Annotated in this window: 14 protein-coding genes; 7 read left to right on the top strand and 7 right to left on the bottom strand. The window is 70.7% G+C overall.

Annotated elements, in window-relative coordinates:
• Together MOPEL_RS07410 and MOPEL_RS07405 are read right to left on the bottom strand one after the other, a co-directional pair.
• Positions 1-763: ABC transporter permease (locus tag MOPEL_RS07410; protein WP_009482258.1), on the bottom strand; the 763-nt coding region annotated here is incomplete at its 3' end.
• On the bottom strand, positions 760-2304 hold the full coding sequence (locus tag MOPEL_RS07405; RefSeq protein WP_174270588.1) for an ABC transporter substrate-binding protein: 1545 nt from the start codon (positions 2302-2304) through the stop codon (positions 760-762). The genes MOPEL_RS07410 and MOPEL_RS07405, both read right to left, overlap by 4 nt.
• 216 nt (positions 2305-2520) lie before the next feature.
• Here MOPEL_RS07405 and MOPEL_RS07400 point away from each other — a divergent pair, with 216 nt between their 5' ends.
• The 3 genes from MOPEL_RS07400 to MOPEL_RS07390 are packed head-to-tail and all read left to right on the top strand — an operon-like array spanning position 2521 to position 6123.
• Entirely contained in the window at positions 2521-3264 is a 744-nt protein-coding gene (locus MOPEL_RS07400) for a response regulator transcription factor (protein WP_009482256.1), read from the top strand.
• Positions 3265-3274: 10 nt separating this feature from the next.
• Positions 3275-4798 carry a sensor histidine kinase gene (locus MOPEL_RS07395; protein WP_009482255.1) on the top strand — a complete coding sequence of 508 codons (1524 nt, stop codon included), beginning with the start codon at positions 3275-3277 and terminating at the stop codon, positions 4796-4798.
• A complete protein-coding gene (locus MOPEL_RS07390) occupies positions 4795-6123 on the top strand; it encodes a S1C family serine protease (protein ID WP_009482254.1) in 1329 nt (442 codons plus the stop codon). The genes MOPEL_RS07395 and MOPEL_RS07390 overlap by 4 nt, the downstream gene beginning before the upstream one ends.
• A gap of 120 nt (positions 6124-6243) precedes the next feature.
• Here the strand turns inward: MOPEL_RS07390 and MOPEL_RS07385 are convergent, their stop codons facing one another.
• Entirely contained in the window at positions 6244-7107 is an 864-nt protein-coding gene (locus MOPEL_RS07385) for an EamA family transporter (RefSeq protein WP_009482253.1), read from the bottom strand.
• Between the two features lie 333 nt (positions 7108-7440).
• Here MOPEL_RS07385 and MOPEL_RS07380 point away from each other — a divergent pair, with 333 nt between their 5' ends.
• From MOPEL_RS07380 to MOPEL_RS07365, 4 genes are all read left to right on the top strand, one after another.
• A complete protein-coding gene (locus MOPEL_RS07380) occupies positions 7441-8730 on the top strand; it encodes an inorganic phosphate transporter (protein WP_009482252.1) in 1290 nt (429 codons plus the stop codon).
• Between the two features lie 2 nt (positions 8731-8732).
• Positions 8733-9029 (top strand): hypothetical protein, encoded by a 297-nt coding sequence (locus tag MOPEL_RS07375; RefSeq protein ID WP_009482251.1) that lies wholly within the window; start codon positions 8733-8735, stop codon positions 9027-9029.
• A gap of 136 nt (positions 9030-9165) precedes the next feature.
• Positions 9166-9480: a DUF3349 domain-containing protein gene (locus MOPEL_RS07370; RefSeq protein ID WP_009482250.1), complete on the top strand. Its 315-nt coding sequence runs from the start codon at positions 9166-9168 to the stop codon at positions 9478-9480.
• Positions 9481-9564: 84 nt separating this feature from the next.
• Positions 9565-9894 carry a DUF3349 domain-containing protein gene (locus MOPEL_RS07365; RefSeq protein ID WP_009482249.1) on the top strand — a complete coding sequence of 110 codons (330 nt, stop codon included), beginning with the start codon at positions 9565-9567 and terminating at the stop codon, positions 9892-9894.
• A gap of 355 nt (positions 9895-10249) precedes the next feature.
• On the opposite strand, the gene groL is transcribed toward MOPEL_RS07365, so the two are convergent.
• The 4 genes from groL to MOPEL_RS18960 form a co-directional block, all read right to left on the bottom strand.
• On the bottom strand, positions 10250-11884 hold the full coding sequence (gene groL / locus MOPEL_RS07360) for a chaperonin GroEL (protein ID WP_009482248.1): 1635 nt from the start codon (positions 11882-11884) through the stop codon (positions 10250-10252).
• A 379-nt stretch (positions 11885-12263) separates the two neighbouring features.
• On the bottom strand, positions 12264-12572 hold the full coding sequence (locus MOPEL_RS07355) for a DUF3263 domain-containing protein (RefSeq protein WP_009482247.1): 309 nt from the start codon (positions 12570-12572) through the stop codon (positions 12264-12266).
• Positions 12529-13116: a Sir2 family NAD-dependent protein deacetylase gene (locus MOPEL_RS18965; RefSeq protein WP_141631234.1), complete on the bottom strand. Its 588-nt coding sequence runs from the start codon at positions 13114-13116 to the stop codon at positions 12529-12531. Before MOPEL_RS18965 ends, MOPEL_RS07355 begins: the two co-directional genes overlap by 44 nt.
• Positions 13038-13310, bottom strand: coding sequence for an SIR2 family NAD-dependent protein deacylase (locus MOPEL_RS18960; RefSeq protein ID WP_051992249.1), 273 nt, complete (start codon positions 13308-13310; stop codon positions 13038-13040). Before MOPEL_RS18960 ends, MOPEL_RS18965 begins: the two co-directional genes overlap by 79 nt.
• Positions 13311-13420 lie beyond the last annotated feature (110 nt).

Raw genomic sequence — 13420 nt, 5'->3', positions numbered from 1 at the left:
AGTCGGAGTCGAGCGCCTCGATCATCGTCGAGCGGAGGATGCGCACGAGGTAGGGCACGATCGCGACGACGAGGGTGAGGACGGGGAGCACGAGGCTCACCGGGCTCTGCCAGGCGAGGGCCCCGACCGGCAGCACGGTGACGGCCGGGAGGAGGTGGAACACCGACGTCGAGAGCAGCGCGACGAGGAGGATGCCGGTGACGAACTCGGGCACGCCCGCGAGCGCGAGGGTGACGACCTGGACGACGGAATCGACGGCGCCGCCCCGGCGGCGCGCGCAGAGCATCGCGACGCCGAGAGACACGGGGATCATGACGATCGCGACGAGGAACACGAGGAACGCGCTGTTGAACACGCGGCCACCGATGAGTTCGGCGACCGGCAGGCCGCTCGCGACGGAGTGTCCGAGGTCGCCGCGCAGCAGCCCGCCGAACCATGTGAGGTAGCGCTGCCAGAGGGGCTGGTCGAGGTGCAGGGCGGCCGAGATCGCGGCGACGCGCTCGGGGCTCACGTTGTAGTCCTTGCCGAGGATCGCGCGCACGGGGTCGCCGAGCGCGGAGGTCGCGAAGAACACGATGAGGGAGACGACCCACAGCGTGAGGAGCGCGAGGCCCACTCGCCTGAGGAGCCACTTCGTCCAGCCGCGGCGGGCCGAGCGGGGGCGGGAGGTGCCCCCGTCCCTGACGAGAGGGATCGGTCCGGTCTTCGGCGGGAGGGCGATCGGGCCGGTACGCGGGGCGGGGTCGGCGGCGGTGTCGCTCATCGTCCCTCCACGGGCGAGAAGGTGTTGAAGCGGTAGGCGGAGACGGGTTGCTCCCTCGCGGGGGTGACGCCGGTGACGAACCGGCCGTAGGCGTCGACCTGGTTCTGGAAGGCCCAGATGAGGTAGCCGCCCTCCTCGTACTCGATGCGCTGCGCGTCCTGCAGGAGCGTGCGGCGCCGGTCCTCGTCCATCTCGCGGAAGGCGGCACGGATGAGGCCGACGAATCGCTCGTCGGCGAAGTGGGTCTCGTTGTAGGGCGACTTCGGCAGGGCGCAGCTCGCGACCTGCGGCAGGTAGAGGCGGGTGTTCCAGAAGTCCTGCGCGAACACCCAGGAGAGGTACTGGTCGCCGTAGAACACGCTGGGGTCGACCTTCTTCACCCGCACCGACACCCCTGCCTTGCGAGCGTGCTGGGCGAAGAGGTTCGCGCTCTCGACGGCGCCCGTGCCGACGGCGGTGGACGTGACGAGTTCGACCTGCAGGTCCTCCGCGCCCGCGGCCTTGAGGAGCGACCTCGCCCGGTCGATGTCCTGTTCCCGCTGCGGCAGGTCGTCCCCGAGGTAGGCGGGGTCGAAGGGGGCGTAGAGGTCGTTGGCGACGCGGCCGTAGCCACCGAGCGCCTGATCGATCATCTGCTGCCGGTCGGCGACGAGGCGCATCGCGGTGCGCACCCGCACGTCGGAGAACTGCGTGGCGTCGACGCGCATCGTGAACGGCACCCACCCGCCCGTCTCGGAGACGAGGGCGTGGGCCCCCTGCTTCTCGATCGCGCCGGCGAGGTAGGTGGGGAGGTTGTCGATCGTCTGCACCTGCCCCGCGAGCAGCGCGTTCACCTTGGCTGCGTCGTCGCTGAAGTCGAGGATGACGAGTTCGTCGAACGCCGGCCTCTGCCCCCAGTAGTGCTCGTTGCGGAGGAACCTGCTGCGTTGCCCGGGGACGAACGACTCGAACCGGAACGGCCCCGTGCCGATCGGGTGGGCGAGGTCGAAGTCCTCCGGAACGATACCGACGGAGTAGTTGGCGAACATCTGGTCGAGGATCGCGTACGGCTGGCGGAGCGCGAGACGGTACGTGCGGTCGTCCAGCACCCGACTGCTCTGAAGGTCGGCGAGCGGGGCGAGCTCGGCGAGGAACGGGGCCGGGTCCTTCGGGTCGAGCATGCGCGCGAGGCTCGCTCTCACGTCCGTGCTCCGCACCGGCCGCCCGTCGTGGAAGAGCAGGCCCTTGCGCAGCCGCATCGTCCACTGCGTGCCGTCGGCGTTCGGCGTGATCTCCTCGGCGAGTCCCGGTTCGATCTCGTACTCCGGCGTGAACCGGTAGAGCGACTCGTAGAGCTGACGCACCCGAGCGATGTCGGGGATCGTCACCGGGAAGTGCGGGTCGAGGCTGTCCTTGAGCCCACCGCCGGTCGCCCCGTGCACGAGTTGGGAGTTCACGGCGTCGGAGCTGGGTCTGCTGCACGCGCTCACGCCGGGGAGGGCGAGGCCCGCCAGGGCGCCGAGGCCGAGCTGAGCGAATCGTCGCCGAGTCAACCTCGGCACATCTGAACCTGAGACGGCCACCCTGACCCCCTAGTCATCGGTGTGTCGGACTGTAGCCGTCGCCCGTCCCTCGTGGAGCAGAACCGCACGCCACGAACATCCTTTGCCCTGCGAAGGTCCGCCCGTGGACCCGGCTCCCCCGATTCGTGGGCGACCCCGGCGTCCTCGGGCGCCTCACACGGATCGCCACGCCGACGTTCGGCGACCTTCCAGCGAATGATCAGACTCGGGTCCCATCCTGAGGTCGTGAGCACTCCGTCGACCCCCGAAGCCAGGCTCCTCGTCGTCGAGGACGAACCGAACATCCGCGAGCTGTTGGCCACGTCGCTCCGGTTCGCCGGATTCGAGGTCTTCACCGCCGGTGACGGCGCGACCGCGATCTCCGTCGCCACGAGCGAGCATCCCGACCTCATCGTGCTCGACGTCATGCTCCCCGACATGGACGGGTTCGCCGTCACACGACGTCTGCGCGACAACGGCCGCCACATGCCGGTCGTCTTCGTCACCGCGCGCGACTCCGTCGAGGACAAGGTCACCGGACTCACCGTCGGCGGGGACGACTACGTCACCAAGCCGTTCAGCCTGGAGGAGGTCATCGCCCGCATCCGCGCCGTCCTGCGACGCACGCGCGGCGACGAGCCGCAGGACGCGATCCTCCGCTTCCACGATCTCGAGCTCAACGAGGACTCCCACGAGGTGCGGCGCGGCAACCGCGTCATCGACGTCTCCCCCACCGAGTTCAAGCTCCTGCGCTACCTCCTCCTCAACCCCAACCGGGTGCTGAGCAAGGCGCAGATCCTCGACCACGTGTGGGACTACGACTTCCGCGGCGAGGCGGGCATCGTCGAGTCCTACATCTCCTACCTGCGCCGCAAGATCGACCGGCCCGATTCCCCACCGCTCATCCACACGCGGCGCGGGGTGGGGTACGTCCTGCGGCTCCCCCCCGAGACCACGTGAGCACCGCCCGATGACCCGTCCCGGCCGACGGCTCACCGGCGTCGCGCACGCCGTGCGGGCCCGGATCGTCGACGTCCTGCGCCGCTGGTCGCTCACCTGGCGGCTCATCGCCGTCCTCGTCGTCCTCCTCGTGTTCGCGCTCACGTTGTCGAACGTCGCCACCGGCGCCCTCATGCGCGCATACCTCGTCGACCGCACCGACGCCGAGCTCCACATCGCCGCCGGCCCCGTCGCGAACAAGGTCCTCGAGCAGTACCGCTACGAGTCGCGCGTCGACATCCCCCGCTCGTACGCGGTCGTCGTCATGCGTGCCGACGGCGTGCCCGAGGCGGCATTCTGGCCCGTCGGGGAAGGCCGGCCCGCCGTCCCTCCGCTCCCCCGCCAGGACCCTCGCGTCCGTACCGGCACGACCTTCACCGTCGGCTCCGTCGCCGGGCGCGGGGAGTGGCGCGTCATCTCCGGCCCCCTCGCCAACGGCACCGGCACCTACGCGGTCGCCGCGTCCCTCGAGGGCATCGAGCAGACCGTGCGCCGGATGCTCGTCGTGAGCACCATCATCGGCGTCCTCGTCGTCGCGGCCTGCGTCATCATCGGATGGCTGGGGTTCCGGCGCGCGTTCCGGCCGCTGCGGGCGATCGAGGACACTGCCGCCGCGATCGCCGCCGGCGACCTCACGTCCCGCGTCCCCGAGCACGCCGCGCACGACGAGGTCGCGAGCCTCTCCCGGTCGATCAACGTCATGCTCGGCCAGATCGAGGCCTCGTTCGCCGGCCGGCAGGCCTCCGAGACACGCATGCGGCGCTTCGTCACCGATGCGAGCCACGAACTGCGTACCCCGCTCGCGACGATCCGCGGCTACGCCGAGCTCTACCGGCAGGGCGCGGCGAGCTCCCCCGAGGCCGTCGCCTCCTCGATGCAACGCATCGAGGGCGAGGCCACCCGCATGAGCGTGCTCGTCGAGGACCTCCTCACCCTCGCCCGTCTCGACAACCGCCGCCCCATGCAGTTCACGCCGGTCGACCTCACCGTCATCGCCGGCGACGTCGTCCAGGACGCACGTGCCCGCGCCTCGACCCACGCCCTCCGACTCACCGGCCTCGCCGGCAGCCCCCTCGGCCCCGCGGTCGTCGACGGCGACGACGCCCGGCTCCGACAGGTCGTCACGAACCTCGTCGCCAACGCCCTCCACCACACCCCGGCGGGTACCTCCGTCACCGTCCGGGTGGGCACGGAGGCGGGACGTTGCCGCGTCGAGGTCGCCGACGACGGGCCCGGCATCGACCCCGACGCGATGTCCCACCTCTTCGAACGCTTCTACCGCACCGACCCTGCCCGCGGCCGACAGCCCTCGGGCGGGCACGGACTCGGCCTCGCCATCGTCGCCGCGATCGTCCAGGCGCACGGCGGCCGCACCGGGGTCGCCGCCACCCCCGGCGGCGGCGCGACCTTCCTCGTCGACCTCCCGGCCGGCGCCGAGACCGACGACCCCTTCGACCTCGCAAATCCCGCAGATCCCCTTGAGGAGACGCCATGAGCAGCATCCCGCCGCCCCCCGGATACCCGCAGGGGTCCGTGCCCGAGCCGACGTGGCACGACGAGACCTCGCGACTGCCGACGACGCAGTCAGGTCCGTCGCCCTGGGCGACCCCGGCCGCCCAGGGCGACGCCCCGGCGTCCACCATGTCGCCCACGGACCCGCCGCGACGACGCCGCGGGCCCTGGCTCGTCCTCCTCCTCGTCGGGCTCGTCGTCCTCGGTCTCGCCGCCGCCTCGCTCACCTCGTTCACGCGGGAGGAGGGCGACCCCGCCCCCCTCAGCCAGTCCGGTGGGCTCCCCCAGGGAGAGGCCGCACCGGTCGCCCCCGTCGTCCAGGCCGACGCGTCGGCCCCCGACTGGTCCGCCACCGCCGCCGCCGTCTCCCCGAGCGTCGTCTCCATCACCGTGGAGTCGGCGAGCGCCGGCGGTGAGGGCTCCGGCGTCGTCTACGACCAGAACGGCCACATCCTCACCAATCACCACGTCGTCGCCGCGGGCGCCGGCGGCAAGGCCGACATCCTCGTCACCCTCGCCGACAAGCGCGTCTTCAAGGCGCGGATCGTCGGCACGGACCCGACGACCGACCTCGCCGTCCTCGCCCTCCCCAACGCGCCGAGCGACCTGCGCCCCATCACCCCCGGCGACGACCGCGCCCTCAAGGTCGGCCAACCCGTCATGGCGATCGGCAACCCGCTCGGGCTGTCGGGCACCGTGACGACCGGCATCGTCAGCGCCCTCAACCGCCCCGTGGCGACGATGCAGGAGAGCCAGGGCGGGCAGGATCCCTTCGGCACCGGCAACCGTGCCCCCGCCGACCCCGTCGTCACCAACGCGATCCAGACCTCCGCGGCCATCAACCCGGGCAACTCCGGCGGTGCCCTCGTCGACGCCTCCGGCAAGCTCGTCGGCATCAACTCCGCCATCGCCTCGATGGGTGGCGGCAACGGTCAGCAGTCCGGCAACATCGGCATCGGCTTCGCCATCCCCGTCACCGAGGCCCGCACGGTCGCCATGCAGCTCATCGAGAAGCACAAGGTCGCCCATCCCTACCTCGGGGTGCGCCTGCGTGATGTCCTCGCGACCGAGGGGCCGACGACGCGTCGCGCCGCCGGCATCGTCACCGTCGACGGCGACACGCCCGCCGCGCAGGGCGGCCTCCGGCCGGGCGACGCGGTCATCGCCGTCGACGGCGTCCCCGTCGACTCGGCCCTCTCCCTCACCGCGCAGGTGCGTGCCCGTGAGGTCGCAGCACCCGCGACGCTGACGATCGTCCGCGACGGGGACCGCAAGGACGTCAGGGTCACGCTCGCCGCGCGTCCCTGACGTCGGCGGTCACCCGGGCACACACGTCGCGCCATCCCCGACCACGCCCCTCCACCGGATCCGGTGGAGGGGCGTGGTCGGTGCCGGGCACGGCGGGGCATCACCCGATGGCGGGGGCGGTCAGAGGCCGGGCGGCTCCGCCACGGGGCGTTCGCGTGGCACGTCGTGGGTCCGGCCCCATCCGGTGCCGACGCCGAGTGCCATGAGCACGCCGACGATGACGACGGCGCCACCGACGAGGCCGAGCAGCCCGGGCCTCTCACCGCTGTAGAAGAACGCGGCGACCATGCCGATCGGCGGCACGAGCATCGACCACGGCGCCACCGACGAGGCCGCGTGACGCGACAGCAGCGCGTTCCAGATGCCGTACCCCGCCATCGACGCGAGGTAGGCGACGAACCCGAGGCCGAACAGCGCCTGCCACGTCACGTGGGTGAACGCGTGTGCGATCGCCTCGGGCCCCTCGACGAGGTACGACGCGGCGAACAACGGGACGGGCGGCACGAGCGCCGACCACACGGCGAGCGAGAACCCGTCCCGCGGCGGGCGGCGCCGCACGAGGACGTTGCCGAGCGCCCACGACGCCGCGGCGGCGATCGTCATGAGGAACGGCAGCACCGGTGCCGTGCTCACGTGGCGCCACCCGACGAGGACCATTCCCGCGATCCCGACGGCGATCCCCGTCACCTGGTACGCGCTCGGACGTTCCCGCAGGAGGATCGCCGCGATGACGACCGTGAAGACCGTCTGCACCTGGAGCACGAGCGAGGCGAGCCCGGCGGGCATCCCGAGGTGCATCGCCGAGTACGGCAAGCCGAACTGCAGCACCCCCATCGTCAGACCCGCCCCGACGACCGTGCGGACCCCGTTGCCGGGCGGCCGGACGAAGAAGACCGCAGGGATCGCGACGAGGGCGAACCGGAGGGCGGCGAGGAGCAGAGGGGGAAACGACTGCATCCCGAACTGGGCGGCGACGAAGTTCACCCCTCAGATGAGGGCGACGACACAGACCAACGCCTTGTCACGAGGTGGCATCATCGGGAGACCGTATCGTCGAAGGCTTCCCCCGAATGTTCACGATCACCCGGGGGATCTGGTGGTCCTCGTCACGCGCGGGCCGGGTCGCATCCTGAGAGCCGAGCTGAACTCTCACGGACTTTCCCGTGAACGACACCCCCGTCCAAGACGTACAGCATCTGAACGTCAGGTGAACGCGAGAAGAACTCGCAGCTCAGAGGCCCCCCGACGACGGGGGGCCGCAGGCCCCTGCTCACATGCCGCCGTGAACGTCTCCGGACGGAGGTCCAGAATGGTGACGTGGACGTTGCCCTTCTTCTCGTGGCCCTCGTGGTGATCACCGCCCTGGCCTTCGACTTCACCAACGGCTTCCATGACACCGGCAACGCGATGGCGACCTCCATCGCGACCGGCGCCCTGAAGCCCAAGACCGCCGTCGCGCTCTCGGCGATCCTCAACCTCGTCGGCGCCTTCCTCTCCGTCGAGGTCGCCCTCACCGTCACCAACGCCGTCGTCAAGGTGCAGGACAAGACCGGGGCGCCACGCCCCGAGTTCCTCGCCGACAACGGCCAGGCCCTCCTCATGATCGTGCTGTGCGGCCTCGTCGGCGGCATCATCTGGAACCTCCTCACCTGGCTGCTCGGCCTCCCGTCGAGCTCCTCCCACGCCCTCTTCGGCGGCCTCATCGGCGCCACCGTCGCCGGCCTCGGCTGGTCGCACGTCAACTGGGCGGGCGACGGCAGCAAGCTCGACGGCGTGCTCGGCAAGGTCGTCCTCCCCGCCCTCGTCTCCCCCGTCGTCGCCGGACTCGTGGCGACGATCGGCACGTGGCTCATCTTCAAGATCACCGACGGCGTCGCCGAGAAGTACAAGGAGGGCGGCTTCCGCTGGGGTCAGATCGGCACCGCGTCGCTCGTCTCCCTCGCGCACGGCACGAACGACGCTCAGAAGACGATGGGTGTCATCACGCTCGCCCTCATCGCCTACGGCTCGTGGACCGACACGACGAGCATCCCGTTCTGGGTGAAGTTCGCCTGTGCCGCCGCCATCGCCCTCGGCACCTACCTCGGCGGATGGCGCATCATCCGCACGCTCGGCAAGGGTCTCGTGGAGATCTCCAGCCCGCAGGGCATGGCCGCCGAGTCGGCCTCCGCAGCCGTCATCCTCACCTCGAGCCACCTCGGCTTCGCGCTCTCCACGACCCACGTCGCCACCGGCTCCATCCTCGGCACCGGCCTCGGCCGTCCGGGTGCGGAGGTCCGCTGGGGCGTCGCCGGGCGCATGCTCGCGGCCTGGCTCATCACCCTCCCCGCCGCCGGCATCGTCGGCGCCCTCACATGGTGGATCGGCAACACCGTCGGCGGCATCGCCGGCGCCGTCGTCGTCTTCGGCATCCTCGTGACGCTCGCCACCTACATGTGGCAGCGCTCTCGCAAGGCGCCCGTCGACCACAACAACGTCAACGCCGACTGGGACGGCAACGTCGCCCCCACCACCCCGGCCACGACCCCTGCCGCCGTCCCGGCCGCCGCCGTTCCCGGCGCGGCCGCCCCCGCTGCCACGGTCACCGCGCCCACCAGGGAGGTCTGATCATGCTGAGTCACTTCGTCGACGCCGTCTGGCAGGTCGCCCTCGTCTCCGTCCTCGTGGGTGCCGGACTCCCGGCCCTCTTCGCCCTCGGCATCAAGTCGATGGCGTACGGCGTGGGCGGCGACGCGGAGATCAGCCACGAGAGCGGCCATCCGGTCGGCAAGGTCGTCGGCTACCTCATCTTCGCGCTCGTCCTCGCGTTCATCCTCACGGGCATCGCGATCATCGTGTCCTCCGGCCTGGGCATGAAGGTGAGCTTCGAGAACATCTATCCGACGTTCGTCCCCAAGGGTCACTGAGCGCCGACGCTCCGCCACGGTCCCGGGCCCCGCGCACGCGGGATCCGGGACCGCGTCGTTCCGGCACGTTCGTCGCCGGTTCCGCCTCTGCACCGGGTGACCGCTCCACTAGTTTTCTTCCATGAAAGGCTCCCCGATGCGCTTCTCACTGCCGGCGATCATCGACTGGCTCCGTGCCGGTTACCCCGAGGGCGTCCCCCACAAGGACTACATCGCCCTCTTCGGGGTCCTCCAGCGGCACCTCACCGACGAGGAGGTCGTCGACGTCGCCCGCACCGTGCTCGACCTCAACGGCGACGGCAAGATCGACGACGGCGAGATCCGCGTCCACCTCGCCGGATACCTCAAGGGACCCCCCAGCGAGGAGGACGTGCGCCGCGTCGCCGCGCACCTCGCCGCCGGGGGATGGCCGCTCGTCGGCTTCAACGACGACGGGCTCGAAACCCCCTGACAGCCAGGCCGTTCAGCGCCATTGAACGGGTCGACACCCCGATACTGGACACGGCCCACGTGAGAACCCGACAAGGAGTACTGGATGGGTGCCCTCGATCGCTTCCTCGACTGGCTACGCGCCGGCTATCCCGCGGGCGTCCCCGAGCAGGACTACGTTCCGTTGTTCGCCCTGCTCCGCCGACGCCTCACGGAGGAGGAGATCGCCGATCTCGGCAAGGAGCTCGTCGTCAAGGGGATGATCCCCGCCGACCGCGTCGACATCGGCGTCGGCATCCTCTCGCGCACGGACGAGGTCCCCTCCCCCACGGAGATGCATCGGGTCGGTGAGGTGCTCCGAGGCGCAGGGTGGGACATCGAGGACCTCGACGGCCCCACCGACGACTCGGTCCCCGACCAGGAACGCGACGTCTGACACCGCGACACGCATGACGAAGGGCCGGAGGGACGATTCCTTCCGGCCCTTCGTCATGTCCTCACCGGTCTCGCCCGCACGCCTGCGGCGCTGCGGCCGCGCATGCGGGAGCGGGGAGCCGCAGCCCCGCTCCGCCCGTGTGCGGCCGCGCCGCACCGGCCATACGACGCCGGACGGGTCGTCCTTCCGCATCCCAGGGCGGCACCCGGGACGGCACCCAGCGAGCGACGGCGAAAGGGCCACCCAGCGGGGACGGCACGTGGCCCGCTCCCTGGTCGGAAGCGGGCCACGTGTCAGGCGATCGCGGGTGGGTGGAGACGCCGCGCGTCTCCGCCTCCGCGGGTGGAGCGGTGGCTCAGAAGCCCATGCCGCCCATGCCACCCATGTCGTCGCCACCCGGCATGGCCGGAGCGGCCTTCTCGGGCTTGTCGGCGATGACGGCCTCGGTCGTGAGGAACAGGGCTGCGATGGAGGCCGCGTTCTGCAGCGCCGAACGGGTCACCTTGGCGGGGTCGATGATGCCCGCGCTGATGAGGTCGACGTACTCGCCGGAGGCGGCGTTGAGGCCGTGACCCGGCTCGAGGTTGCGCACCTTCTCCGCGACGACTCCACCCTCGAGACCGGCGTTGACGGCGATCTGCTTGAGCGGCGCCTCGATGGCGACCTTGACGATGTTGGCACCCGTGGCCTCGTCGCCCTCGAGCTGGAGGGAGTCGAACACCTTGGCACCGGCCTGGATGAGGGCCACGCCACCACCGGCGACGATGCCCTCCTCGACGGCGGCCTTCGCGTTGCGGACGGCGTCCTCGATGCGGTGCTTGCGCTCCTTGAGCTCGACCTCGGTGGCCGCGCCCGCCTTGATGACGGCGACGCCGCCGGCGAGCTTGGCGAGGCGCTCCTGGAGCTTCTCGCGGTCGTAGTCGGAGTCGCTGCGCTCGATCTCGGAACGGATCTGGTTGACGCGACCGGCGATCTGGTCGGCGTCTCCGCCACCCTCGACGATCGTCGTCTCGTCCTTGGTGACGACGACCTTGCGGGCGGTACCGAGCATGTCGATGTCGGCGGACTCGAGCTTCAGGCCGACCTCCTCGGAGATGACCTGGCCACCGGTGAGGATGGCGATGTCGCCGAGCATGGCCTTGCGGCGGTCACCGAAGCCGGGCGCCTTGACGGCGACGACGTTGATGATGCGGCGGATCTGGTTGAGCACCAGGGTCGCGAGGGCCTCGCCCTCGACGTCTTCGGCCACGATGAGCAGCGGCTTGCCGGCCTGCTTCGTCTTGTCGAGGAGCGGAATCAGGTCCTTGATGGAGCCGATCTTGCTGTTGACGATGAGCACGTAGGCGTCCTCGAGGACGGCCTCCATGCGCTCGGGGTCGGTGACGAAGTACGCCGAGATGTAGCCCTTGTCGAAGCGCATGCCCTCGGTGAGCTCGAGGTCGAGCCCGAAGGTGTTCGACTCCTCGACGGTGATGACGCCTTCCTTGCCGACCTTGTCCATGGCTTCGGCGATCATCTCGCCGATCTGGGTGTCGGCGGCGGAGATCGACGCGGTCGCGGCGATCTGCTCCTTGGTCTCGACGTCCTTCGCCATGGCGAGGAGCTCGTCGGAGACGGCCTTCGTGGCCTTCTCGATGCCGCGCTTGAGACCCATCGGGTTCGCGCCCGCGGCCACGTTGCGCAGACCCTCCTTGACGAGGGCCTGGGCGAGGACGGTGGCCGTCGTCGTGCCGTCACCGGCGACGTCGTCGGTCTTCTTCGCGACCTCCTTGACGAGCTCTGCGCCGATCTTCTCGTACGGCTCCTCGAGCTCGATCTCCTTGGCGATGGACACACCGTCGTTGGTGATCGTGGGGGCGCCCCACTTCTTCTCCAGGACGACGTTGCGGCCCTTGGGGCCGAGGGTGACCTTGACGGCGTCGGCGAGCGTGTTCATGCCGCGCTCGAGGCCGCGCCGGGCCTCCTCGTCGAAAGCGATGATCTTGGCCATGTGCGGTGGTTCCTCCCACACTTGCGGTTCGATGAGACCGGACGATGCCCGCGACGGACGAGCCGCGACCACGACACGCCGTTTCGCGTCGAGCCTGCGACCCTCACCGTTTCCGGTCGGTCGGTTGCGTCCCGACCCGCGTGCGACAGGCCTCGGACACGCCGATTCTGTCACTCAAGGGCCGGGAGTGCTAACTCCATGATTAGCACTCGGTCGGGGTGAGTGCAAATGGCTCAACCCTCTCCGGGGCTGCATCGAGGGGCCTGGCGGGGCCGCCTGGATCGGGGGTCGTCGACCGCCCGGGACGTGCGTCGGGGCCGGCGACGACCGAGGCCGCACCCGGACGGGTGCGGCCTCGTGGAGATGGGCGGGAGAGGACTCAGGCGTCCATCCCCAGGCGGCGGGCCGAACGGGCCTTCTGCCGCGAACTGCGCATGCGGCGCAGACGCTTGACGAGCATCGGGTCGTGAGCGAGGGCCGCGGGCTCGTCGATGAGGGCGTTGAGCACCTGGTAGTAGCGCGTCGACGTCATGTCGAAGAGTTCCTTGATGCTCTGCTCCTTGGCACCGGGGTACTTCCACCACTGACGCTCGAACGTCAGGATGGCCGTCTCGAGGTCGCTCAGCTCGTCCGCCTCGCGGCCGTCACCGGCCGGCGAGGTGTTCTCCGCGTTCGCACTCTGCGACATCGGTCCTCCTTCGTGTCGCCGTCGGGGGTCCCCGCCCCCGCGGCAGCCCCGTGCGGGGCCCGTCGCCATGGTGCCAGCAAACGACACCGATGTCATTCACCGCGCGGCCCCACCCTCGTGCCCGCGGCCTCACTCGACGCCCGCGGCCTCGCCGAGCACCTCCCCGAGTTCGGCGTGGATCAGGAGATCGGCGCGCGCGTCGAACGCGGTGGGTTCGAGGTCGACGACGACGAGGTCGCGACCGCGGCAATACTGCACCATGCCCGCGGCCGGGTGGACGCTCAGGGTCGTGCCGCCCACGACGAGCACCTCGGCGTCGTGGACGGCCTGGGCGCGGCGGTGACGTCGGCCTCATGCAGGACCTCCTCGAACGGGCGCCGTCGGGGCGGATCGACCCACCGCACACCGGGCAGTGCGGCACCCGCTCGGCCAGGACGAGCTCCAGGCCGTAGGTGCGGCCGCAGTTCATGCAGTGGTGACGGCGCACCGAGCGGTGCACCTCGACGACGTGGCGCGACCCGGTTGCCTGGTGCAGCCCGTCCATGTCCAACGTGACGACCGCCTGCAGTCGGCCCCCCGCTGCTCCAGGGCGGCGAGCGCCCGATGCGTCCGGGTGGGCGTGGCGTCGGGGTAGGCCAGGTAGGTGCGGTAGAACTCCCAGAACGCCTCGGGGTCCTCGCGCAGGCACGTGACGCTGAGCAGGTACGAGAAGTCGTAGGGCTCGGGGCGGCCGAGCACGTGGAACTCGCCGCCGAGGGAACGGAAAGTGGGGGATGCCCGAGCGGGTCGAGGTGCCCGCGCCGCGAAGAACACGGTGTTCGCGGACGTCTCGAGAGGCGGGCAAGGGT

The sequence above is a fragment of the Mobilicoccus pelagius NBRC 104925 genome (assembly GCF_000247995.1).
GTDB lineage: Bacteria > Actinomycetota > Actinomycetes > Actinomycetales > Dermatophilaceae > Mobilicoccus > Mobilicoccus pelagius.
This window is presented reverse-complemented; position numbering and strand designations above follow the sequence as displayed.